Here is a 22208-nt window from a genome sequence, read left to right as displayed (position 1 = left end):
CACGATAGTTGACACACCTCGACCCGGGGCCCCAGGATCAAGGCGCCGCGTGAAGGCCGCAGAGGCAAGAGGGGTGACCTCCCGATGGCGTATCAGGCAGGTGGGCAGCGGTCCGAGCCGCGACCCGCCCCCGCAAGTCTCGAGGCCCAGGCGTATCTGCAGGACTACGCGGCACTCCTTGAGTCCGTCCCCTTTCCCTCCGTCGTCTTCGACCACCGCTGGGACGTGGTGCTCTCCAACACCGCGTTCGAGACACTTTTCCGCGGGGTCGGCCCCCATCCCACGGCCATGCCGAGCGACAACTTCCTCCGGTTCGTCCTGTTCCACCCCGACGCCGGCACGGTCCTCGGCGAGCACGAGTCGAGCTGGTGTCTGCCGATGCTGGCCCACTTCGCCGCCGCGGTGGAGCGGCACGGCCAGGACCACGGTCTGCAGTCGGTCCTCCGGGACATCGCCCAGGACCCGATCATGGACGCCGCCTACCGGCACGGACTGCCGCACTGGATCCGCGCGGTCGGCCCGGAGGCCGTCGAGCACGACGGCGCCGTACGCCCGCTGCTGCACCCCGATCCGCGGTGGGGCCGTACGGACTGCCGGATCGTGGACGAGACCCCGAAATCCCTTCGGGACATGGGCTATTCGCGGATGACGTTGGTGCTGCGCGAGGCGCGCCGGGCCACCGCCACCCCGCGCAGGGCCCGCGCGGTGCGATCCGGAGGCACCCACCTCAGGGTCGTCTGAGCCCGCCCTGGGTAGGTTGGGCGCATGTCCGATCTCCCCGTGATCCTGCTGCTGTCCGGAAGCCTGCGGGCCGGCTCCTCCAACGAGTCCGTGCTGCGTACGGCGCAGGAGGTGGCGCCCGCGTCGGTGCGCACCGTCCGCTACGACGGCCTGGCGGCGCTGCCGCACTTCAACCCCGACGACGACACCGAGCCGCTGCCGGCCGCGGTGGCCGAGCTGCGGGCGGCGATCGCCGGGGCGAGCGCGCTCCTCGTCTGTACTCCGGAGTACGCGGGCACCCTGCCCGGCTCCTTCAAGAACCTGCTGGACTGGACGGTCGGCGGCGCCGAGATCTGCGACAAGCCGACCGCCTGGGTGAACGCGGCGGCCCCCGGCCGTGGTGAGGGCGCTGAGGCCACCTTGCGCACCGTGCTCGGCTACACCGGCGCCGCGATCGTGGACAAGGCGTGCCGGCGGATCCCGGTGGACCGGCGGATGACCGGCGCGGACGGCGTCATCACCGACCCGGAGGCACGCGAGCAGCTGCGCGAACTGCTCGGCGTGCTGGCGGGGTGAGCCCTACGGCGCCGGGGGCCGGCCGACGGCCCGACTGACGAGTTTCAGGTCGCCGCCGCGGGAACAGAGGTTGCGGCCCTCTTGGCCGCGTCTGTGGTGTGTGACATAGTACTGATGTGACTTCGCCTCTGACCTGCGATGTTGTCGTTGTCGGGGCCGGTATGGTGGGCGCGGCCTGCGCCTTCTACGCCGCCCGGGCAGGCCTTGCCGTCGCCGTGGTGGACCGCGGCCCGGTGTCCGGCGGGACCACCGGCGCCGGCGAGGGAAACCTGCTCGTCTCGGACAAGGCGCCGGGCCCGGAACTCGAACTCGCCCTGCTGTCACAGCGGTTGTGGGCCGACCTCGCCGAACAGACTCTGCTGGGCCAGGCGATCGAATACGAGTCCAAAGGCGGCGTGGTCGTGGCCTCGACGCCGGAGGGGCTGACCGCCCTGGAGGCCTTCGCGGCCGGGCAGCGCGCCGCAGGGGTGGTGGCCCTGCCTGTCGCGGGGGCCCAACTCCACGACGTGGAACCGTACTTGGCGCCCGGGCTCGCCGGCGCCGTGCACTACCCGCAGGACGCCCAGGTGATGCCCGCCCTGGCCGCTGCCCATCTCGTACGCGCGTCGGGGGCGCGGCTGCTCACCGGCCGCACCGTCACCGAGGTGCTGCTGCGCACGGCGGACGGCGCGGTCCGCGGGGTGCGCACCGACCGGGGTGAGATCCACGCCGCGGCGGTCGTGAACGCGGCGGGCACCTGGGGCGGTGAGGTGGCCGCGCTCGCGGGTGTCCGGCTGCCCGTTCTGCCCCGGCGGGGCTTCGTCCTCGTCACCGAGCCGCTGCCCCGCCGGATCCGGCACAAGGTGTACGCCGCCGACTACGTCGCAGATGTGGCCAGTGACTCGGCCGCCCTGCAGACCTCGCCGGTCGTCGAGGGCACGGCTGCGGGGCCGGTCCTGATCGGCGCCAGCCGTGAACGGGTCGGCTTCGACCGCTCGCTCTCGCTGCCCGCCCTGCGGGCCCTGGCGGCGGGTGCGACCCGGCTGTTCCCGTTCCTGACGGACGTGCGCGCGATGCGCTCGTACCTCGGCTTCCGCCCGTACCTGCCCGACCATCTGCCCGCCGTCGGGCCGGACCCACGCGTGCCGGGCCTCTTCCATGCCTGCGGGCACGAGGGCGCGGGCATCGGGCTGTCCACCGGCACCGGGCACCTGATCGCCCAGGTTCTCGCCGGAAAGACCCCGGAGCTGGACCTCGCGCCGTTCCGGCCCGACCGCTTCACCGCCGAGGAGGACGCGTCGTGAACCCGCTGGACCTCGCCCGGGCCCGGCCGGGCCCCGAGTTCACCGTCACCCTGGACGGGCGGCAGATCCAGGCGCTGCCCGGACAGACGGTCGCCGCCGCGCTGTGGGCGGCCGGGATCACGTCCTGGCGCACGACGCGCGACGAGGGCCGAGCGCGCGGGATCTTCTGCGGTATCGGCGTCTGCTTCGACTGCCTGGTGACCGTCAACGACCGCCCCGGTCAACGGGCTTGTCTCGTCGTGCTGCGCCCAGGAGACGCGATCCGTACCCAGGAAGGGACGGGCCACGATGACTGAACAACCGCACCTCGCGGTGATCGGCGCGGGCCCGGCAGGACTCGCCGGGGCCCTCGCGGCGGCCGCCCGGGGTATCCGCGTCACGCTGATCGACGCGGCCCCGGACGCGGGCGGCCAGTTCTACCGGCAACCGGCGGCCGCACTCGGGGCGCGCCGCCCGCAGGCACTGCACCACCAGTGGCGGACCTGGCAGCGGCTGCGCGACCAACTCGCCGCACAGACCGGCATCCTGCATCTGACGAGCCATCACGTCTGGTGTGTGGAACGGAAGTCCGAGGCGCCGCGCGTCTTTGGAGGCTTCGCCGTGCACGCCCTCCGCGGACGCCTCCAGGAGGACCCGGTCACCGTCCACGCCGACGCCGTCCTCCTGGCCACCGGCGGCTACGAGAAGGTGCTGCCGTTTCCCGGATGGACCCTGCCCGGCGTGGTGAGCGCCGGGGGAGCGCAGGCCATGCTCAAGGGCGGCCTCGTGGTGGCCGGCCGCAGTGCTGTCGTGGCCGGGACAGGGCCCCTGCTGCTGCCGGTGGCGACCGGGCTCGCGGCGGCGGGCGTCCGGGTCGAGGCTCTCGTCGAGTCGGCCGACCCGAAGGCCTTCGTGCCGCACACCCGCGCGCTGGCCGCCAAGCTTCCCGAGGCGGCCGGGTACGCGGCCCGGCTCCTGCGCCACCGGGTGCGGTTCCTGCCACGCCACACCGTCGTCGAGGCGCACGGCGACGAACGAGGTGAGCGGGTCGAGTCCGTGACCGTCGCCGCCCTCGACGCCGACGGCCGGGTGCGGCCCGGCACCGCCCGGCGCATTGCTTGCGACACCCTCGCCGTCGGCCATGGCCTGCTGCCGCACACCGACCTCGCCGAGGCACTCGGCTGCCGTCTCGACGGGGTGCGGGTGTCCGCCGACGAGGAGCAGCGCACCGACGTCCCGGGCGTGTGGGCCGCCGGCGAGGCCACCGGCATCGGCGGCGCGGCCCTCTCGCTCGCCGAGGGACACATCGCGGGACGATCGGCCGCGGCCCGGCTCGCGGGACGCACCCCCGACCCGCGCGGCTGGGCCGCGGCAGCCGAGTCCCGTACGAAAATGCGGGAGTTCGCGGCAGCCCTCGACGCCGTCTATGCGCCGCCCGCGCACTGGACCGAGCAGATCACCGACGACACCGTCGTGTGCCGCTGCGAGGAGGTCACCGGCGGCGCGATCCGCGAGGCCGTCGACGGGCTGGGTGCAGGAGACGTACGCACCGTGAAGCTGCTGACCCGCGCCGGGATGGGCTGGTGCCAGGGCCGGGTGTGCGGGCCCGCGGTCGCCGGACTCGCCGGATGCGAACTCACCCCCTCAAGGCGGCCGTTCGCCCGTCCCGTACCGCTCGGCGTGCTCGCCCAGGACCACACCCACCCCATCGAGAAGGAGCCCTCGTGACCGACCACCGCCCCTGGCGCGGCGTCCTCGTCGCCACCGCCCTGCCCCTGACCGCCGAACTCCACGTCGACTACGACAGGTTCGCCGAGCACTGCACGTGGCTCGTCGAGCAGGGCTGCGACGGCGTCGTGCCCAACGGCTCGCTCGGCGAGTACCAGGTGCTCACCCCCGAGGAGCGAGCCAAGGTCGTCGAGACGGCCGTCGCCGCGATCGGCGGCTCCCGCGTGATGCCCGGCGTCGCCGCCTACGGGTCCGCGGAGGCCCGCCGCTGGGCCGAGCAGGCGCGCGACGCCGGCTGCCATGCGGTGATGCTGCTGCCGCCCAACGCCTACCGCGCCGACGAGCGCTCCGTCCTCGCCCACTACGCGGAGGTCGCCGAGGCGGGCGTGCCGATCGTCGCGTACAACAACCCCATCGACACCAAGGTCGACCTGGTGCCCGAGCTGCTCGCCAAGCTGCACGGCGAGGGGTACATCCACGCGGTCAAGGAGTTCTCCGGGGACGTCCGCCGCGCCTACCGGATCGCCGAACTCGCCCCGGAACTCGACCTGTTGATCGGCGCCGACGACGTCCTGCTGGAACTCGCCGTCGCGGGCGCCAAGGGATGGGTGGCGGGCTACCCCAACGCCCTGCCCGCCGCGAGCGTCGAGCTGTACCACGCGGCCGTCGACGGTGACCTCGCCACGGCGGGCGCCCTCTACCGGCAGCTGCACCCACTGCTGCGCTGGGACTCCCAGGTCGAGTTCGTGCAGGCCATCAAGCTGTCCATGGACGTCGTGGGCCGCTACGGCGGTCCGGTGCGCCCGCCGCGCGTCCCGCTCCTGCCCGAGCAGGAGGCCACCGTCCGCGCCGCCACCGAGAAGGCCGTCGCCGCCGGACTTGCCTAAGAGCCGTACCAGACAAGGGAGTTGGTCATGCGCAGCAAACTCGTCCTGCACGCCGTCGACTCGCACACCGAGGGCATGCCCACCCGGGTGATCACCGGCGGCGTCGGGGTGATCCCCGGCGCCACCATGGCGCAGCGCCGCACCCACTTCCTGGAGCACATGGACGAGCTGCGCACGCTGCTGATGTACGAGCCGCGCGGCCACGCCTCCATGAGCGGCGCGATCCTCCAGCCGCCCACCCGGCCCGACGCGGACTACGGAGTGCTCTTCATCGAGGTCTCCGGGTGTCTGCCGATGTGCGGGCACGGCACGATCGGTGTCGCGACCGTCCTCGTCGAGACGGGCATGGTCGAGGTCGTCGAGCCGGTCACGACCATCCGGCTCGACACCCCGGCGGGCCTGGTCGTCGCGGAAGTCGCTGTCGAGGGCGGCGCGGCCAGGGCGGTGACCCTGCGCAACGTCCCGTCGTTCGCGGTCGGGCTCGACCGCAAGAGCACGCTGCCGGACGGCCGGACGGTGACCTACGACCTGGCGTACGGCGGGAACTTCTACGCGATCCTGCCGCTCGACCAGTTCGGCATCCCCTTCGCCCGCGAGCGCAAGGACGACATCCTCGCCGCGGGGCTCTCCCTCATGGCCGCGATCAACGCCGAGGGCGGGCCCGTGCATCCCGAGGACCCCTCCATCCACGGCGTTCACCATGTCTACCTCGCCGCCCCCGGCTCCGACGCCCACCGCTCACGGCATGCCATGGCCATCCACCCGGGCTGGTTCGACCGGTCCCCGTGCGGCACTGGCACCAGTGCCCGCATGGCCCAGCTGCACGCGCGCGGGGAACTCCCGCTCGGACAGGACTTCGTGAACGAGTCCTTCATCGGTACGGAGTTCACCGGGCGGCTCGTCGGGACCGCCGAAGTGGGCGGCGCTGCGGCGGTACTGCCCGAGATCACGGGTCGCGCCTGGGTGACGGGCACGGCACAGTATCTCCTCGACCCCACCGACCCGTTCCCCGCCGGCTTCCTGCTCTGAACGACCTCAAGGACCCCTCCATGACCGCCCGACCGACCTCCGCGCCCGCCCTTCCCTCGCTGGGCGGCAAGAAGCCCAGCTACCGCGAGCGGGTCGCCGACGCGCTGCGCGCCGCGCTGATCGCAGGGGAGCTGCGGCCGGGCGAGATCCACTCGGCGCCCGGCCTGGCGGCGCGCTTCGGTGTGTCGGCGACCCCCGTGCGGGAGGCCATGCTCGACCTCGCCAAGGAGGGCCTGGTCGACACCGTCCCCAACAAGGGCTTTCGCGTGACCGCGGTCTCCGAGCAGCAGCTCGACGAGTACACGCACGTCAGGTCGCTGATCGAGATCCCCACCACGGTGGGCCTCGCGGCAACCGCCGACCCGGACGCGCTGGAGGCGCTGCGCCCGGTCGCCGAGGAGATCGTCACCTCCGCCGCGGCCGGCGACCTCATCGCGTACGTCGAGGCCGACCTGCGCTTCCATCTCGGGCTGCTGGCGCTTGCGGGCAACGCCCATCTGGTGGACGTCGTACGGGACTTGCGGCGCCGCTCACGGCTGTACGGGCTGACCGCGCTCGTGGCGCAGGGGCGTCTGGAGGCGTCGGCCCAGGAGCACCTGGAGCTCCTCGACGCGCTGCTTGCGCGCGACGAGGACGCCGTACGGGAGGTGATGACCCGCCATCTGGGGCATGTCCGGGGGCTGTGGGCCAAGCCGTAGTAGGCGGTGGGAGGGCTGCTGCGGAGAAGTCTCCATTACGCAAACGGCTTGCATTCCTTGCGCTATTCTTGCGTACATGACGCGACGACTTGCGCAGGTGGCGAAGAAGGTCGGGGTCAGTGAGGCCACGGTCAGCCGGGTGCTCAACGGCAAGCCCGGTGTCTCCGACTCCACCCGCGAGGCGGTGCTCTCCGCGCTCGACGTCCTCGGCTACGAGCGGCCGACGCAACTTCGCGGGGAGCGGGCGCGGCTGGTCGGGCTCGTCCTTCCGGAACTGCAGAACCCGATCTTCCCGGCCTTCGCGGAGGTCATCGGCGGGGCGCTCGCCCAGCTCGGCCTCACGCCGGTGCTGTGCACGCAGACCAAGGGCGGTGTCTCGGAGGCCGACTACGTGGCGCTGCTGCTCCAGCAGCAGGTCTCCGGCGTGGTGTTCGCGGGCGGGCTGTACGCGCAGGCCGACGCGCCGCACGACCACTACCGCCGGCTCGCCGACCGCAACATCCCGGTCGTGCTGGTCAACGCCGCAATCGAGGACCTCGGTTTCCCCCGGGTCTCCTGCGACGACGCGGTCGCCGTCGAGCAGGCCTGGCGCCACCTGGCCTCCCTCGGACACGAGCGCATCGGGCTGGTCCTCGGGCCCGGCGACCACGTGCCGTCGGCGCGGAAGCTGGCGGCGGCCCGGGCGCTGGGCGTGGAGCTGCCGGACGAGCACGTCGCCCGGGCCATGTTCTCGATCGAGGGCGGCCACGCGGCGGCCGCCCGGCTCATCGACCGCGGGGTGAGCGGCATCATCTGCGCCAGCGACCCGCTCGCCCTGGGCGCGGTAAGGGCCGCCCGCCGCAAGGGACTTGGCGTCCCCACCGAGGTGTCCGTGGTCGGCTACGACGACTCCGCGTTCATGAACTGCACCGAGCCGCCGCTCACCACCGTCCGCCAGCCCATCGAGGCCATGGGCCGGGCGGCGGTGGAGCTGCTGAACGCCCAGATCGGCGGCAGCTCCGTACCCGCCGACGAACTGCTCTTCGAGCCGGAGCTGGTCGTGCGGGGGTCCACCGCGCAAGCGCCCCGCCGCTGAGATCCGGGGCAATCGCAAGGATCCAGCTGGCTGTCAAATAATTACAGACTATGCGCGACATCTTGCGGACGGATGTCGGCGGTGCTTGAGTGTGCGGCGCCAGCCAGGCCGACAGGCCTCGGCCCGGCGGCGCGCACCCCCGCGTGCTGCCGTGGGCCTTCCACGCTCCTGCCCAGAGGGGTCCACCGATGAGAAGCACCGGGTTCCGCCGCACCTTCCTGACGCTCATGGCCTGTTCGCTGACCCTCACCGCCTGCGGGTCGAGCGACGACACGGCCGACGGGAAGACCCGTATCACCGTCAACTGCATGCCGCCCAAGAGCGCGAAGGTAGACCGGAAGTTCTTCGAGGCGGACGTCGCCGCCTTCGAGAAGCAGAACCCGGACATCGACGTCGTCGCGCACGACGCGTTCCCCTGCCAGGACCCCAAGACCTTCGACGCCAAGCTCGCAGGCGGCCAGATGGAGGACGTCTTCTACACGTACTTCACCGACGCGGGGCACGTCGCCGACATCCACCAGGCCGCCGACATCACCCGCTACGTCAAGGACCTCAAGAGCTACGGCACCCTCCAGCAGCAACTGCGCGACATCTACACCGTCGACGGCAGGATCTACGGCATCCCGCGCACCGGCTACTCGATGGGCCTGATCTACAACAGGAAGCTCTTCGCGAAGGCGGGCCTGGACCCCGACAAGCCCCCGGCCACCTGGGATGAGCTGCGCGCCGACGCCAAGAGGATCGCCGCACTGGGCGGCGGCACGATCGGCTACGCCGACTACAGCGCCCAGAACCAGGGCGGTTGGCACTTCGCCGCCGAGCTCTACGCACAGGGCGGCGACGTCGTCAGCACCGACGGCAAGAACGCCACCGTCGACACCCCCCAAGGCAAGGCGGTGCTGCAGAACCTCAAGGACATGCGCTGGAGCGACAACTCCATGGGCAGCAAACAGCTGTTGGTCATCAACGACGTCCAGCAGCTGATGGGCTCCGGCAGGCTCGGCATGTACCTCTCCGCCCCCGACAACATCCCGATCCTCGTCAAGGAGAAGGGCGGCAACTACCAGGACCTCGCCCTCGCGCCCATGCCGGGCGGCCAGGGCACGCTCATCGGCGGCGACGGCTACATGTTCAACAAGAAGGACAGCCCGGAGCAGATCAAGGCCGGCCTGAAGTGGCTCGACCACATGTTCCTCACACCCGGCAAGGGCTTCCTCGGCGACTACGCCCGCGCGAAGAAGGCCGACGCCCCGGTGGGCCTGCCCGAGCCGCGCCTGTTCACCGGCGCCGCCGACGCCAAGGACCAGCAGGTCAAGAAGGCCAACGCCAACGTGCCCGTGAAGAACTACCAGGCCTTCCTCGACGGCAACCAGAACCTGGACATGAAGATCGAACCGCCGCACGCCCAGCAGATCTACTCGGTCCTCGACAGCGCCGTCTCCGCCGTCCTCACCAAGAAGGACGCCGACATCGACCAGCTCCTCAAGGACGCCTCCGGCAAGATCGACTCGATCCTGGCCCGGGGCTGACCCCACGATGAAGACCGCATCGCCGCCCGCGGCGCCACCCCGCACAGCCGTGCCCCGGGTGGCGGCCCCAGGGCCGGGCCCTCGCACCCGCCCGCTGCGCCGCCGACTCGCCGACCAGTCCCGCGCATACGCCTTCCTGCTCGGCGGCCTCCTGTGCTTCGCGCTGTTCTCCTGGTATCCGGCGATCCGTGCGGTCGTGATCGCGTTCCAGAAGTACACGCCCGGATCGGCGCCCGAGTGGGTCGGCACCGCCAACTTCACCCGCGTCCTGCACGACCCGGAGTTCACCGCCGCATGGCGCAACACCCTCACCTTCACGGTGCTGGCCCTGCTGATCGGCTTCGCCGTCCCCTTCGTGATGGCGCTCGTCCTCAACGAACTCCGGCACGCCAAGGCCTTCTTCAGAGTCGTGGTGTACCTGCCGGTGATGATCCCGCCGGTGGTCAGCGCCCTGTTGTGGAAGTGGTTCTACGACCCGGGGGCCGGCCTCGCCAACGAAGCGCTGCGCTTCCTGCACCTGCCCACCTCGAACTGGTCCAACGGCGCCGACACCGCCCTCGTCTCGCTCGTCATCGTCGCCACCTGGGCCAACCTCGGCGGCACCGTCCTCATCTACCTGGCCGCGCTGCAGAGCATCCCCGGCGAGCTGTACGAGGCGGCCGAACTCGACGGCGCGAGCCTCCTCCAGCGCATCCGCCATGTGACGATCCCTCAGACCCGGTTCGTCATCCTCATGCTGATGCTCCTTCAGATCATCGCCACCATGCAGGTCTTCACCGAACCCTTCGTCATCACCGGCGGCGGCCCCGAGAACGCCACCGTCACCGTCCTCTACCTGATCTACAAATACGCCTTCCTCTACAACGACTTCGGCGGGGCCTGCGCACTGAGCGTGATGCTTCTCCTCCTGCTCGGCGCCTTCTCCGCCCTCTATCTCCGGCTGACCCGCTCCGTGGGGGAGGACTCGTGAGCACCCGCACACTTCTCTCGCCGCTCGCCCTCGCCCGCCCACGGGGCAAGGTCCTCTACTGGACCGTGTTCACCGGCGTCGTCCTGCTCTTCGCGCTCGCCTTCCTCTTCCCCGTCTACTGGATGGTGACCGGCGCCATGAAGTCGCCGGACGAGGTCGTGCGCACACCGCCCTCCCTGGTGCCGGAGCGGTGGCATCTGTCCGGCTACACGGACGCCTGGGACCTGATGCAGCTCCCCACCCATCTGTGGAACACGGTGGTACAGGCCACCGGTGCCTGGCTGCTGCAACTGGTGTTCTGCACGGCCGCCGCGTACGCCCTGTCCAAGCTGAAGCCCGCGTTCGGCAGGCTGATTCTCGGCGGCATCCTCGCGACCCTGATGGTCCCGGCCCAGGCGCTGGTCGTCCCGAAGTACCTGACCGTCGCCGACCTACCGCTGCTGCACACCAGCCTGCTCAACGACCCGCTCGGCATCTGGCTGCCCGCCGTCGCCAACGCCTTCAACCTCTACCTGCTCAAGCGCTTCTTCGACCAGATCCCGCGCGACGTCCTGGAGGCCGCCGAGATCGACGGCGCCGGACCCCTGCGCACCCTGTGGTCGATCGTGCTGCCCATGTCCCGGCCGGTCCTCGGCGTCGTGTCGATCTTCGCGCTCGTCGCCGTCTGGCAGGACTTCCTCTGGCCGCTGATGGTCTTCTCCGACACCGACAAACAGCCCATCAGCGTGGCACTCGTCCAGCTGTCGCAGAACATCCCGCTGACCGTCCTCATCGCCGCCATGGTCATCGCCAGCATCCCCATGGTCGCCATGTTCCTGGTGTTCCAGCGCCACATCATCGCCGGGATCAGCGCGGGCAGCACCAAGGGCTGACGCCGCCTCCACCTACCGAAAGGCACGCATCGTGGGACAGCCCACCCCTGCCCGCAGCCAGGCCGACTGGTGGCGCTCCGCCGTCATCCACCAGGTGTACGTCCGCAGCTTCGCGGACGGCGACGGCGACGGCACCGGCGACCTCGCGGGCGTCCGCGCCAAGCTCCCCTACCTCGCCGAACTCGGCGTGGACGCCCTGTGGTTCAACCCCTGGTACCTGTCACCGATGAAGGACGGCGGCTACGACGTCGCCGACTACCGCGCCGTCGACCCGGCCTTCGGCACCCTCGCCGAGGCGGAGAAGCTCATCGCCGAGGCACGGGAGTCGGGCATCCGCACCATCGTCGACATCGTGCCGAACCATGTCTCCGACCAGCACCCCTGGTTCCGCGCCGCCCTCGCCGGCGGCCCCGAGCGCGAGCTGTTCCACTTCCGCCCCGGACGCGGCCCGAGCGCCGAACTCCCGCCCAATGACTGGGAGTCACAGTTCGGCGGCCCCGCCTGGACCCGTGTGCCCGACGGCGCCTGGTACCTCCACCTCTTCGCGCCCGAGCAGCCCGACCTCAACTGGGCGCACCCCGCCGTCCGCCAGGAACACGAGGACGTGCTGCGCTTCTGGTTCGAGCGGGGCGTGGCCGGCGTCCGCATCGACTCGGCCGCCCTGCTCGTCAAGGACCCGGACCTGCCCGACTTCGTCGAGGGCCGCGACCCGCACCCCTACGTCGACCGCGACGAACTCCATGCCGTGTACCGCTCCTGGCGGGCGATCGCCGACACCTACGACGGTATCTTCGTCGGCGAGGTCTGGCTCCCCGACACCGAACGCTTCGCCCGCTACCTGCGCCCCGACGAACTGCACACCGCCTTCAACTTCTCCTTCCTGTCGTGCCCTTGGGACGCGGGAAGGCTGCGGACGTCGATCGACGACACCCTCGCCGAACACGCCCCGGTCGGCGCGCCCGCCACCTGGGTGCTGTGCAACCACGACGTGACGCGCACCGTCACCCGCTACGGCCGCGCGGACACCGGCTTCGACTTCGCCGCGAAGACCTTCGGCACACCGACCGACCTCGCCCTCGGCACCCGACGTGCCCGCGCAGTCGCCCTGCTGTCGCTCGCCCTGCCCGGCGCCGTCTACCTCTACCAGGGCGAGGAACTCGGCCTGCCCGAGGCGGAGATACCCCTCGACCGCATCCAGGACCCGATGCACTTCCGGTCGGGCGGCACCGATCCGGGCCGGGACGGCTGCCGGGTCCCGCTGCCGTGGGCCGCCGACGCCCCCTACGCCGGTTTCGGCTCGCGGGAGGAACCCTGGCTCCCGCAGCCGGAGGGCTGGGCCTCGTACGCCGCCGACCGCCAGGCCGCGGACCCCGGCTCGATGCTCTCCCTCTACCGGGAGGCGCTGCGCATCCGGCCCGTCTTCGGCGAGGGCCCCCTCACCTGGCTGCCCGCCCCCGAGGGCGTCCTCGCGTTCGCCCGCGCGGCAGGCCCGGTGTGCGTCGTGAACCTCGCGGACACCCCGGCCGATCTCCCCGCGCACTGCCGACTCCTGCTCTCCAGCGGCCCCTTGACGGCCGACGGACGGCTCCCGCAGGACACGGCGGCCTGGATTCGCGTCTGAAGCCGCCCCTGTCGCACCTCGCTATCCCCGCACCCCCACCATGAAGGGATCAGCACATGCACACCTCAAGAACTGTCAGGCTCATGCCAACATCGGCAGCCGCCGCCGTGGCCGTCGTCCTCGCCGCCGGCATGCTCGGCGCCGGCCCGGCGCACTCCGCGGTGGCCGCCGCCGGCGCCGATCTCCCCTTCACCTCGGTCGAGGCCGAAGCCGCCACGACCACGGGCACGAAGATCGGCCCCGATTACACCCAGGGCACCCTCGCCTCGGAGGCCTCCGGACGCCAGGCCGTACGACTGGACAGCGGGCAGCGCGTCGAGTTCACCGTGCCAGGCGCGGCCAACGCGGTGAACGTCGCCTACAGCGTCCCCGACGGCCAGTCCGGCACGCTCGACGTGAACGTCAACGGCACCAGGCTCGCCAGGACCCTCGCCGTCACCGCCAAGTACTCCTACGTCGACACCAGTTGGATCCCGGGCGCCAGGACCCACCACTTCTTCGACAACGCCCGGCTGCTGCTCGGCCGGGACGTACACGCCGGCGACAAGGTGGCCTTCGAGGCGACGGGCACCCAGGTGAGCGTGGACGTCGCCGACTTCGAGCAGGTCGCGGCGGCGGCCGGCAAACCCGCGGGTGCGGTCTCCGTCACCGACAAGGGTGCCGACCCCAGCGGCCAGGGCGACTCCACGCAGGCCTTCCGGGACGCCATCGCCGCCGCCCAAGGGGGAGTGGTGTGGATCCCGCCGGGCGACTACCGCCTCACCTCCTCGCTCAGCGGCGTCGCGAACGTCACCCTCCAAGGCGCGGGCAACTGGCACTCCGTCGTGCACACCTCGCGCTTCATCGACCAGAGCAACTCGGCCGGAGGCGTCCACCTCAAGGACTTCGCCGTGCTCGGCGAGGTCACCGAACGCGTCGACTCCAATCCGGACAACTTCGTCAACGGATCGCTGGGGCCGGGCAGTTCGGTCTCCGGAATGTGGCTTCAGCACCTCAAGGTCGGCCTCTGGCTGACGGGCAACAACGACAACCTCGTCGTGGAGAACAACCGCATCCTCGACACCACTGCCGACGGCCTCAACCTCAACGGCAACGCACGAGGCGTCCGCGTCCGCGGCAACTTCCTGCGCAACAACGGCGACGACGCCCTCGCCATGTGGTCGCTCTACTCGCCCGACACGAACAGCAGCTTCGAGAACAACACCATCACGCAGCCCAACCTCGCCAACGGCATCGCGATCTACGGCGGCACCGATCTCGCGGTCAAGAACAACCTGGTCTCCGACACCAACGCCCTCGGCAGCGGTATCGCCATCTCCAACCAGAAGTTCCTGGATCCCTTCTCCCCGCTCGCGGGCACCATCACCGTCTCCGGCAACACCCTTGTCCGCACCGGCGCGATGAACCCCAACTGGAACCACCCGATGGGCGCGCTGCGCGTCGACTCGTACGACAGCGCCATCGAGGCGAACGTCGCCATCACCGGCACCACGATCACCGACAGCCCCTACAGCGCCTTCGAGTTCGTGTCCGGCGGCGGCCACGGCTATGCGACCAGGAACATCACGGTCGACGGTGCGACCGTCCAGAACACCGGCACAGTCGTCGTACAGGCGGAGTCGCAGGGCGCCGCCAGGTTCAGCAACGTCCGGGCCACGGCGGTGGGCTCGGCCGGCATCTACAACTGCCCCTACCCGACCGGCTCCGGCACCTTCACTCTCGCCGACGGCGGCGGCAACTCCGGCTGGAACAGCACCTGGTCCGACTGCTCCACCTGGCCCCGGCCCGGTGCCGGAAACCCCGACCCCGACCCGGCCCGCAACCTCGCCAAGGGCCGCCCGGCCACGGCCACCGGCTCGCAGGACGTCTACACACCCGGCAAGGCGGTCGACGGTGACGCCAACACGTACTGGGAGTCGACGAACAACGCCTTCCCGCAGGCCTGGACCGTCGACCTCGGCTCAACTCAGCCCGCCCGCCGTCTTGTTCTGAAGCTGCCGCCCGCTGCGGCCTGGCAGACACGCACGCAGACGCTGTCCGTGCAGGGCAGCACGGACGGCTCGGCATACACGACGGTCGTCGCCTCGCACGAATACCGCTTCGACCCGGCCACCGGCAACACCGTGACCGTGACCCTCCCCGGCAGCACGAACCTGCGCTACCTGAGGCTGAACGTCACCGCCAACACCGGCTGGCCCGCTGCCCAGTTCAGCGAGGTGGAGGCGTATCTGTCCTGAGGTCCGGGGGTGTCCCGCGCTTCGCCGCCTGGATCTGCTCGTACACATGGGTCCGCAGTTCGGCGAAGCGCGGGGCGACCCGGGTGTGCAACTGGTCGCGCTCGTCCGGGAGATCGACCTTGAGCTGCTCCTGCACGACGGTGGGGGAGGCGGACAGGACGATCACCCGCTCGCCGAGGTAGACGGCCTCGTCGATGTCGTGGGTCACGAAGAGGATCGTGATGCCACGCTCCCGCCACAGGCCGCGCACCAGATCCTCCAGGTCGGCGCGTGTCTGCGCGTCCACGGCGGCGAAGGGCTCGTCCATCAGCAGCACACGGGGTTCGTACGCCAGGGCGCGGGCGATGGCCACCCGCTGCTGCATACCGCCCGACAGCTGCCACGGGTAGGCCCCGGCTGCATCGGCCAGGCCGACCGAGTGCAGCGCGTCCGCGACCAGCTCGCGGCGCCGCGCCTTGCTGAACTGCTTCTGTCGCAGCGGGAGTTCGACGTTGGCGCCGACCCGCATCCAGGGGAACAGGCTGCGCCCGTACTCCTGGAACACGAACGCCATCCCGGGCGGCGGCCCGCTCACCGGCCGGCCCTCCAGGACGACATCACCCGCGGTCGGTGCCAGCAGGCCGCCCACGCACTTCAGCAGGGTCGTCTTGCCGCAGCCCGACGGGCCCACGAGACAGACCAGTTCGCCCGTCTCCACGGTGAAGGTGAGGTCCCGCAGCGCCTCCACACGGCGTCCGGAGCCCTCGTAGACCTTGCGCAGGCCGGCCACGGAGAGGAGCGGGTGCATCGGCTGCCCTTTCGAGAGCTTCACGGGGACCGCCGGGACGCCGCGCGCAGGCCGTGGTACCAGCCGAGCACGCGCCGCTCGACCAGGCGGAAGACGACCGAGAGGAGAAACCCGAGCAGGCCGAGCACGAGGATTCCGGTCCACATGTCGGGGATCGCGAAGCCGCGCTGGAACTGGACGATCGTGAAGCCGAGCCCGTCGCTGGCCGCGAACATCTCGCTGATGACCATCAGGATGATGCCGAGCGACAGGGCCTGCCGCAGGCCGGCGAAGATCTGCGGGCTCGCCGCGCGCAGCACCACGTGCCGCAGCCGTGCGACGCCGGTGATGCCGTACGAGCGCGCCGTCTCGGACATCACGGCGTCGACCGCGCGTACGCCCTCCACCGTGTTGAGCAGGATCGGCCAGACGCAGCCGCTCGCGATCACGAGGACCTTCATCGTGTCGCCGATGCCCGCGAACAGCATGATGACCGGGACGAGCGCGGGCGGCGGGATGGCCCGCAGGAACTCCAGGACCGGCTCGCACACCGCCCGTACCCGGCGGTAGGAGCCGATCACGGTACCCAGCGCCACCCCGGCGACGGCCGCGACGGCGTACCCGCCGAGCAGGCGTTCCATGCTGGGCAACAGGTCGTGGCTCACCCGCTCACCCGTCCAGACGTCCGGGAACGTGGTGAGGATCGTGCGCAGCGGCGGCCAGTACACGTTCGTGCTGCCGTCGGACGCCAGCCACCAGCCCGCGACGAGCAGCGCCGGCAGCGCGACGACGAAGAGGACGCGCGCGAGCACGCGCTTCACACCGCCACCTCCCCGCGCACCGACTGGTGCCAGGCCAGCGCCCGCCGCTCCACCGTGCGGGCGCCCACGTTGATCAGCAGTCCGAGCACGCCGGTGACGACCACCAGCGCGTACATGTCCGGCACTGCCTGTGAGGCCTCCGCGACCGCGAGGCGCGCACCCAACCCCGGTGCGCCGATGACGAGTTCGGCGGTCACGGCGAGGATGAGCGCGACCGAGGCGGCCAGCCGCACCCCCGTCATGACGTACGGCAGAGCCGTCGGCCACAGCACATGACGGATCCGCGCCCAGGTGCCGAGGCCGTACGAGCGGGCCGTCTCGTCCGCGACCGGGTCGACGTCCTGGACGCCGTACAGGACCTGGATGAGGACCTGCCAGAAGGAGGCGTACACGACGAGCAGGAGGACCGAGCGCAGTTCGCTGCCGTAGAGCAGGACCGCGAGCGGGATCAGCGCCACCGACGGGATCGGGCGCAGGAACTCGATGGTGGACGCGGTCGCCTCGCGCAGATGGGGGACCACCGAGACGAGCACGCCCACGACGATGCCCGCACCGACCGCGATCGCGAGGCCGAGCCCCCAGCCGGCGAGGGTGTCGCCGAGCGCGCTCCAGAACGTGCGGTCGCCGAACTCGTCGGCGAGTGCGCCGGCGATGCGGCTGGTCGGCGGGAAGTAGTCGTCGTCGACGAGACCGAGCCGCGGCACCGCCTCGCCCAGGGCGAGGAAGACCGCGAGTCCGGCCGTGCCCAGTGCGGCGCTCTCACCCCTCACGGCAGCAGCTTGTCCAGGTCGGGTGTCTTCTTGAACAGCCCGTCCTGCTCGCCCAGTTTCTCCAGCGACTCGATCGAGGCGCGGTCCGGCTCGGCCGGCCATTTCGGCAGGGTCACCCTCGCCAGCACGGCCGCGGGGATCTTCGTGTACGTGGTGACGATCGCGCGGACCTCGCCCGGGTGGGCGTCGGCGTAGGCGAGGGACTCCGCGGTGGCCTCCTGGAACTTCTTCACCAGGTCCGGGTGCTGCTGCGCGTACTGCGTGGAGGTGAAGTACATGGCGACGGTGAGGTTCTTCGCGATGTCGACCAGCGAGGACGCGATCTCCGTGCCGCCCTGGCTCCTGATGGTGGCGAGGGCCGGCTCGACGACCATCGCGGCGTCGATCCGGCCCTTGTCGAGGGCGGCGGGCATCTGGTCGAAGGCCAGCTCGACGAACGTGACCTTGTCGGGGTCGGCGCCCGCCTTGCGCATCGACGCGCGCACCGCGGTCTCGTTGATGTTCTTCAGGGTGTTGACGGCGACCTTCTTGCCCTCCAGGTCCTTCGCCGACTTGAGCGAGCTGCCCTTCTTCACGACCATGGCGCCGAAGTCCTTGCCCGCCACCCCTGTTGAGGCCACTCCGTTGGCGACCGCCTTCACCGGGACGCCGTTGCTCTGGGCGATCATCAGCGAGGTCATGTTGGAGAACCCGAACTGGAACTGGCCGCTGACGACGCCCGGCACGATCGCCGCGCCGCCCTGCGCCATCGTCATCGACAGCTTCAGGCCGCGTTTGCTGTAGAAGCCCTTCTGCCGGCCCAGGTAGAGGGGTGCGACATCGACGATGGGGATGAGCCCCATATTGAGGGTCGTGGTCCCGCCGGACGACGCGTTCTTCCCCGAGCTCCCTGAGGAGTCGGAGGAACCGCAGGCCGTGGCGGCGACCAGCACGGTGGCGGCCGCCAGGCCGACGAGCAGACGACGCATTTCTCCCCCTGTTGGGACCCGAGGTGCTCCGACAGGCTGTGCGCGGACAACACAGATGTGTTCAAGCGCGAACGTAGAGTGCGCCTGATGAGGGGTCAATGCCTGTGTCACAGTGGATTGTTGACAATTTCTGTGGCTCTCTCGCAGCATGCGCACAGCCTGTCCCCGAGGGACCCGGGCGGCCCAGGTCAGAGGTCCAGCACCAGCCGCTTCCCGCGACACCGGGACACACAGATCATCATCGTCTCCCCGGCCTCCCGCTCCTCGTCGCTCAGCACCGAGTCCCGGTGCTCCGGCGTGCCGTCGAGGACGTCGGTCTCGCAGGTGCCACAGGTGCCCTCGGTGCAGGAGTACAGCACCTCGACGCCGGCGGACTTCACCGTGTCGAGGACGGAGACGTTCGGCGGCACGGTCAGCGTCTGCCCCGAGCGCGACAGCACGATCTCGAACTCGCTGTCCGGTCCTGTCAGTTGGGACTTCGGCGCGAAGCGCTCGACGCGCAGCTGTCCGGCGGGGCAGCGTTCCTCCACGGCGTCCAGCAGCGGCCCCGGCCCGCAGCAGTAGACGAGGGTGTCGGCCGGAAGCCCGGCGAACTCGGCGTCGAGGTCGAGCAGTCCGGTCTCGTCCTGGGGCGCGATCCGCACCCGGTCGCCGTAACGGGCCAACTCCCCGGCGAAGGCGATCGATTGACGGCTGCGGCCGCCGTACAGCAGCGTCCACTCCGCGCCCGCCGCCTCGGCCGCGGCGAGCATCGGCAGGATGGGGGTGATGCCGATGCCGCCCGCGACGAAGCGGTAGCGGGGGGAGGGCTCCAGCGCGAAGTGGTTGCGCGGACCACGGACGCGGACCTTGTCACCCTCGCCCAACTGCCCGTGCACATACGCCGATCCGCCGCGCCCCTCCGGTTCCCTGAGCACCGCGACGCGCCAGCCGGACCGGTCGGCCGGGTCGCCGCACAGCGAGTACTGCCGCTCCAGGTCCGGCCCGAGCAGGACGTCGATGTGGGCGCCCGGCTCCCAGGCCGGGAGCTCCTCGCCCAGCGGATGACGGAGGGTCAGGGCGAGCACGCCGTCGGCCGCCGTCTCCCGGCGGTCGACGACGAGTTCGGCTTCGTAGGAGATCATGAGCGGGGTCCTTGCGGCTCGTGGCCCTCGGGGTGTGCGAGCATCCACTCCCACATCTCGATCGGGTCCTGGGCGGTGTGCTCGGCGCCGCAGTGGCACGTGCCGTGCAGGACGTCGGTGCCCGGGAGCCAGTCGACGCGGTAGATCTCGCGCGGCGTCTGGGGAATCAGCCTGGTCACTGGACCTTCTCCACGGGCTTCTCGCCCTCCTCGACGAGCCGGGCGAGGATACGGCGGGCGGCGAGACCGCCCGTGTCGATGTTGATGCTCAGCTCCTGGTACCCGGCCCGCTCCGAACCCAGCGTCCGCTGCAGCAGGTTGAGCGCGTCGACGTCCTGCATCACGACCGTGTGGTTGAAGTCCCGCAGGAACGTGGTGACTTCCTCGTCGTCGCGCGCGAAGTCCCTTGAGACCGCCCAGAAGTCGTACACCTTGCCGTCGCCGGACGGCGTGATCGCGTACGTGATCTCGGTGTGGAAGGCGTTCGGGTCGCTGCCGTCCGCCTCGGGCAGCACACCGACCGGCGCGATGCGGCTGTGCAGCAGATACAGACAGGGCGCGAAGTACTCGATGTCCTGCCAGCGCGTGATCCGCCCCTCGATACCGGTCGAACGGGCGTAGAAGGGCGGGCACTCGGCGTCGTCCATGTGCCGGCTGACCCGCACGATGCCCGCGCCCTCGTCGACCTCGGTGGTGATCGGCGTCTCGGCGACCTCGGGCGTACCGATGTACCCGCCGTGGAGGTACGTCTCGTGGGACAGGTCGAGGAGGTTGTCGACGAGAAGCCCGTAGTCGGCGTCGATGGGCTCCATGCCGCACACCGTGGTCCACTCCGGCGAGTCCATGTGCCGGGCCCGCGGAATCGCCGCCGGGTCGGCGAGATCGGGGTCGCCGATCCAGACCCAGACGAACAGGTCCTGCTCGACGACCGGGTACGAGGCGACGCGCGCGGTACGCGGTATGCGCTTCTGACCGGGCACGTACACACAGGTGCCCGTCGTGTCGTACGTGAACCCGTGGTAGCCGCACACGATCCGGTCCCCGTCGAGCCGGCTCTCCGACAGCGGGAAGCGCCGGTGCACACATCGATCCGACAGTGCGACGACCGCCCCGTCGTCCTCGGTCCGGTAGAAGACGAGCGGCTCACCGAGGACGGTCCGTCCGAGCAGCTCACGGCCGACCTCGTGCGTGTAGGCGGCTACGTACCACTGGTTCCTGGCGAAGGCGGTCATGTGAGGCATGGGGTTCCCGTCCCTGTGGGCGGGGCGTCTTCGCCCCGCGTGCCGTGGTTGGAATCAGAGTCGTGAGGGTTGCGGTGGCTCGGCAAGGTGGCTTCTGCCAGGCGGAAGGACTTCTGTAAAGAGGCTGGTCAGAGCACTGTTCTGTCCGTCCCTGTTCGCCGGAGGGGAGGGCCGGGTGCTGAGTTGGTGCCCTCGAAGATCAGAGGTGGCGTAGGAACCGGCGATCGCGAACCCGGAGAGCCGGCCGTTGGTACTCCTGACAGGTGCGTCATCCGGCATCGGGAAAAGCAAACCCCGCTCGCGCTGGTCGGAGCGGGGTTTGACGCGGCCGGATCAAAGAAGTCGTCCGGTGGCAGTCTGCTCGCTCGTCTATGGCGCTGTGAAGAGCATGGGGAAGCGCAGGCCCAGCCACGGTTTGCGGCCCCAGGCGACGACCTTGGCGCGGGCCATGGCGGTGGGGGCGGTCCAGCGGCCCAGGGCGAGGAGGAGGAAGGCGACGGGGTCGATGGCTATCGTGCAATCGGGGCGCCGGGGAGGGGCGTCGGTGAGCGTGGGCACGCCGTCCGCGAAGGTGACGGCGAAGCGGTCGCGGCCGATCCGCAACAGATAGCACGCATGGTGGCCGGCCGCGTCGGCGTTCACCACACGCGGCATGGCCAGTCGCATGAAGGGCAGCGTGAACGCGACCACTTCCCGGTTGACCATGTGGGGCCCGCGCAGGGCGACCGCGATGTCGTATCCGTGCCCGAGCAGGTGCGTGAGCAGATACGAACTCAGGGTGACCATGTCCATCGGCCCCATCGGCGTCAGCACCGCCTCCCGCGGACTGCGGCCGGCCGCGGCCGCAACGAAGGCCCGGGCGGTATCCGCGATCTCCGCGCCGAGGACCGCCGGATCCCGCTGCGGAAAGACGGCCAGAGCCGCACGGTTGGCCGCCGCGAGACCGCTCGGCGTCCCATCGCCGTAGGGGCGGTCCTCGCCCGCCCCGAGGTCCGCCATCAGCTTCCCCGCCAGCGCGAGGTGCGCCGCCGCCTCTCCCACTGTCCACTCCGCGCCCGGCAGCGGCGTCCGTGGGTCGGCCCCTGCCTCCAGCAGCTCCGCGATCCGGTCGGCAGTGGCGACGATGGCATCCTCGGGTGTCATGAACGCGATCGTGTCGGGGCTCGGACTTCGTGTCCAGTGCCCTGTCGATCACGCTTGCCGCCGGTACCTGAAGAATCACCTACCGGGGGTACGGAGTGGGCGACAGGGGCGCTTTGGCCGATGCGATCACGCGGGAGTTCCGTGCCGGCGCAGGCTCCCCGCCGCCACATGG

General features: G+C 70.8%; 22 protein-coding genes. 14 read left to right on the top strand and 8 right to left on the bottom strand.

The annotated features are described in order from the left end of the window. Positions 1-84: 84 nt before the first annotated feature. The 14 genes from ACN6LB_RS40935 (at position 85) to ACN6LB_RS40870 (ending at position 15204) form a co-directional block, all read left to right on the top strand. Complete coding sequence (locus tag ACN6LB_RS40935; protein ID WP_445030315.1) at positions 85-741, top strand: MmyB family transcriptional regulator; 657 nt, start codon at positions 85-87, stop codon at positions 739-741. A gap of 24 nt (positions 742-765) precedes the next feature. After that, complete coding sequence (locus ACN6LB_RS40930) at positions 766-1296, top strand: NADPH-dependent FMN reductase (RefSeq protein WP_445030314.1); 531 nt, start codon at positions 766-768, stop codon at positions 1294-1296. Positions 1297-1412: 116 nt separating this feature from the next. Further along, on the top strand, positions 1413-2579 hold the full coding sequence (locus tag ACN6LB_RS40925) for an NAD(P)/FAD-dependent oxidoreductase (protein ID WP_445030313.1): 1167 nt from the start codon (positions 1413-1415) through the stop codon (positions 2577-2579). Then, entirely contained in the window at positions 2576-2875 is a 300-nt protein-coding gene (locus ACN6LB_RS40920) for a (2Fe-2S)-binding protein (protein ID WP_445030312.1), read from the top strand. The genes ACN6LB_RS40925 and ACN6LB_RS40920 overlap by 4 nt, the downstream gene beginning before the upstream one ends. Then, on the top strand, positions 2868-4286 hold the full coding sequence (locus ACN6LB_RS40915) for an FAD/NAD(P)-dependent oxidoreductase (protein ID WP_445030311.1): 1419 nt from the start codon (positions 2868-2870) through the stop codon (positions 4284-4286). The genes ACN6LB_RS40920 and ACN6LB_RS40915 overlap by 8 nt, the downstream gene beginning before the upstream one ends. After that, positions 4283-5173 carry a dihydrodipicolinate synthase family protein gene (locus ACN6LB_RS40910; RefSeq protein WP_445030310.1) on the top strand — a complete coding sequence of 297 codons (891 nt, stop codon included), beginning with the start codon at positions 4283-4285 and terminating at the stop codon, positions 5171-5173. Before ACN6LB_RS40915 ends, ACN6LB_RS40910 begins: the two co-directional genes overlap by 4 nt. Positions 5174-5200: 27 nt before the next feature. After that, on the top strand, positions 5201-6202 hold the full coding sequence (locus ACN6LB_RS40905; protein ID WP_445030309.1) for a proline racemase family protein: 1002 nt from the start codon (positions 5201-5203) through the stop codon (positions 6200-6202). A 20-nt stretch (positions 6203-6222) separates the two neighbouring features. Beyond that, positions 6223-6900, top strand: a complete 678-nt coding sequence (locus ACN6LB_RS40900; RefSeq protein WP_445030308.1) for a GntR family transcriptional regulator — start codon at positions 6223-6225, stop codon at positions 6898-6900. A gap of 76 nt (positions 6901-6976) precedes the next feature. Further along, a complete protein-coding gene (locus tag ACN6LB_RS40895; protein ID WP_356132727.1) occupies positions 6977-7975 on the top strand; it encodes a LacI family DNA-binding transcriptional regulator in 999 nt (332 codons plus the stop codon). A 188-nt stretch (positions 7976-8163) separates the two neighbouring features. Beyond that, positions 8164-9504 (top strand): ABC transporter substrate-binding protein, encoded by a 1341-nt coding sequence (locus ACN6LB_RS40890; protein WP_445030307.1) that lies wholly within the window; start codon positions 8164-8166, stop codon positions 9502-9504. 7 nt (positions 9505-9511) lie between these two features. Continuing rightward, on the top strand, positions 9512-10474 hold the full coding sequence (locus ACN6LB_RS40885; protein ID WP_445030306.1) for a carbohydrate ABC transporter permease: 963 nt from the start codon (positions 9512-9514) through the stop codon (positions 10472-10474). Then, positions 10471-11346, top strand: a complete 876-nt coding sequence (locus ACN6LB_RS40880; RefSeq protein ID WP_445030305.1) for a carbohydrate ABC transporter permease — start codon at positions 10471-10473, stop codon at positions 11344-11346. The genes ACN6LB_RS40885 and ACN6LB_RS40880 overlap by 4 nt, the downstream gene beginning before the upstream one ends. A 31-nt stretch (positions 11347-11377) precedes the next feature. After that, the gene (locus tag ACN6LB_RS40875) at positions 11378-12967 is read left to right on the top strand and encodes a glycoside hydrolase family 13 protein (RefSeq protein ID WP_445030304.1); all 1590 of its coding nucleotides are present in this window, start codon (positions 11378-11380) and stop codon (positions 12965-12967) included. Positions 12968-13050: 83 nt separating this feature from the next. Next, complete coding sequence (locus tag ACN6LB_RS40870) at positions 13051-15204, top strand: discoidin domain-containing protein (RefSeq protein WP_445030303.1); 2154 nt, start codon at positions 13051-13053, stop codon at positions 15202-15204. Here ACN6LB_RS40870 and ACN6LB_RS40865 read toward each other — a convergent pair. From ACN6LB_RS40865 to ACN6LB_RS40830, 8 genes are all read right to left on the bottom strand, one after another. Then, the gene (locus tag ACN6LB_RS40865; protein ID WP_445030322.1) at positions 15176-15991 is read right to left on the bottom strand and encodes an ABC transporter ATP-binding protein; all 816 of its coding nucleotides are present in this window, start codon (positions 15989-15991) and stop codon (positions 15176-15178) included. The two genes, ACN6LB_RS40870 and ACN6LB_RS40865, sit on opposite strands and share 29 nt — an antisense overlap. Before the next feature lie 20 nt (positions 15992-16011). Then, the gene (locus ACN6LB_RS40860; protein ID WP_445030302.1) at positions 16012-16791 is read right to left on the bottom strand and encodes an ABC transporter permease; all 780 of its coding nucleotides are present in this window, start codon (positions 16789-16791) and stop codon (positions 16012-16014) included. After that, entirely contained in the window at positions 16788-17561 is a 774-nt protein-coding gene (locus ACN6LB_RS40855) for an ABC transporter permease (protein ID WP_445030301.1), read from the bottom strand. The genes ACN6LB_RS40860 and ACN6LB_RS40855 overlap by 4 nt, the downstream gene beginning before the upstream one ends. Next, positions 17558-18529 carry an ABC transporter substrate-binding protein gene (locus ACN6LB_RS40850; RefSeq protein WP_445030300.1) on the bottom strand — a complete coding sequence of 324 codons (972 nt, stop codon included), beginning with the start codon at positions 18527-18529 and terminating at the stop codon, positions 17558-17560. Before ACN6LB_RS40850 ends, ACN6LB_RS40855 begins: the two co-directional genes overlap by 4 nt. Before the next feature lie 188 nt (positions 18530-18717). Then, positions 18718-19653 carry a PDR/VanB family oxidoreductase gene (locus ACN6LB_RS40845; RefSeq protein WP_445030299.1) on the bottom strand — a complete coding sequence of 312 codons (936 nt, stop codon included), beginning with the start codon at positions 19651-19653 and terminating at the stop codon, positions 18718-18720. Beyond that, positions 19650-19832 carry a hypothetical protein gene (locus ACN6LB_RS40840; protein WP_356132705.1) on the bottom strand — a complete coding sequence of 61 codons (183 nt, stop codon included), beginning with the start codon at positions 19830-19832 and terminating at the stop codon, positions 19650-19652. Before ACN6LB_RS40840 ends, ACN6LB_RS40845 begins: the two co-directional genes overlap by 4 nt. Beyond that, positions 19829-20893, bottom strand: a complete 1065-nt coding sequence (locus ACN6LB_RS40835) for an aromatic ring-hydroxylating dioxygenase subunit alpha (RefSeq protein WP_445030298.1) — start codon at positions 20891-20893, stop codon at positions 19829-19831. Before ACN6LB_RS40835 ends, ACN6LB_RS40840 begins: the two co-directional genes overlap by 4 nt. A 369-nt stretch (positions 20894-21262) precedes the next feature. Then, a complete protein-coding gene (locus ACN6LB_RS40830) occupies positions 21263-22036 on the bottom strand; it encodes a maleylpyruvate isomerase family mycothiol-dependent enzyme (RefSeq protein WP_445030297.1) in 774 nt (257 codons plus the stop codon). Positions 22037-22208: the final 172 nt, after the last annotated feature.

The sequence above is a fragment of the Streptomyces sp. SAS_270 genome (genome assembly GCF_052543295.1).
Note: the sequence above shows the minus strand (reverse complement) of the source record. Positions and strands in the feature narration are given on the sequence as shown.

Excerpts from the sequence above, each read along its gene's own strand:
- ACN6LB_RS40935 (WP_445030315.1), top strand. The coding sequence starts at position 85 with ATGGCGTATCAGGCAGGTGGGCAGCGGTCCGAGCCGCGACCCGCCCCC.
- ACN6LB_RS40930 (WP_445030314.1), top strand. The coding sequence starts at position 766 with ATGTCCGATCTCCCCGTGATCCTGCTGCTGTCCGGAAGCCTGCGGGCC.
- ACN6LB_RS40915 (WP_445030311.1), top strand. The coding sequence starts at position 2,868 with ATGACTGAACAACCGCACCTCGCGGTGATCGGCGCGGGCCCGGCAGGA.
- ACN6LB_RS40905 (WP_445030309.1), top strand. The coding sequence starts at position 5,201 with ATGCGCAGCAAACTCGTCCTGCACGCCGTCGACTCGCACACCGAGGGC.
- ACN6LB_RS40900 (WP_445030308.1), top strand. The coding sequence starts at position 6,223 with ATGACCGCCCGACCGACCTCCGCGCCCGCCCTTCCCTCGCTGGGCGGC.
- ACN6LB_RS40895 (WP_356132727.1), top strand. The coding sequence starts at position 6,977 with ATGACGCGACGACTTGCGCAGGTGGCGAAGAAGGTCGGGGTCAGTGAG.
- ACN6LB_RS40890 (WP_445030307.1), top strand. The coding sequence starts at position 8,164 with ATGAGAAGCACCGGGTTCCGCCGCACCTTCCTGACGCTCATGGCCTGT.
- ACN6LB_RS40885 (WP_445030306.1), top strand. The coding sequence starts at position 9,512 with ATGAAGACCGCATCGCCGCCCGCGGCGCCACCCCGCACAGCCGTGCCC.
- ACN6LB_RS40870 (WP_445030303.1), top strand. The coding sequence starts at position 13,051 with ATGCCAACATCGGCAGCCGCCGCCGTGGCCGTCGTCCTCGCCGCCGGC.
- ACN6LB_RS40865 (WP_445030322.1), bottom strand. The coding sequence starts at position 15,991 with ATGCACCCGCTCCTCTCCGTGGCCGGCCTGCGCAAGGTCTACGAGGGC.
- ACN6LB_RS40850 (WP_445030300.1), bottom strand. The coding sequence starts at position 18,529 with ATGCGTCGTCTGCTCGTCGGCCTGGCGGCCGCCACCGTGCTGGTCGCC.
- ACN6LB_RS40845 (WP_445030299.1), bottom strand. The coding sequence starts at position 19,653 with ATGATCTCCTACGAAGCCGAACTCGTCGTCGACCGCCGGGAGACGGCG.
- ACN6LB_RS40835 (WP_445030298.1), bottom strand. The coding sequence starts at position 20,893 with ATGCCTCACATGACCGCCTTCGCCAGGAACCAGTGGTACGTAGCCGCC.
- ACN6LB_RS40830 (WP_445030297.1), bottom strand. The coding sequence starts at position 22,036 with ATGACACCCGAGGATGCCATCGTCGCCACTGCCGACCGGATCGCGGAG.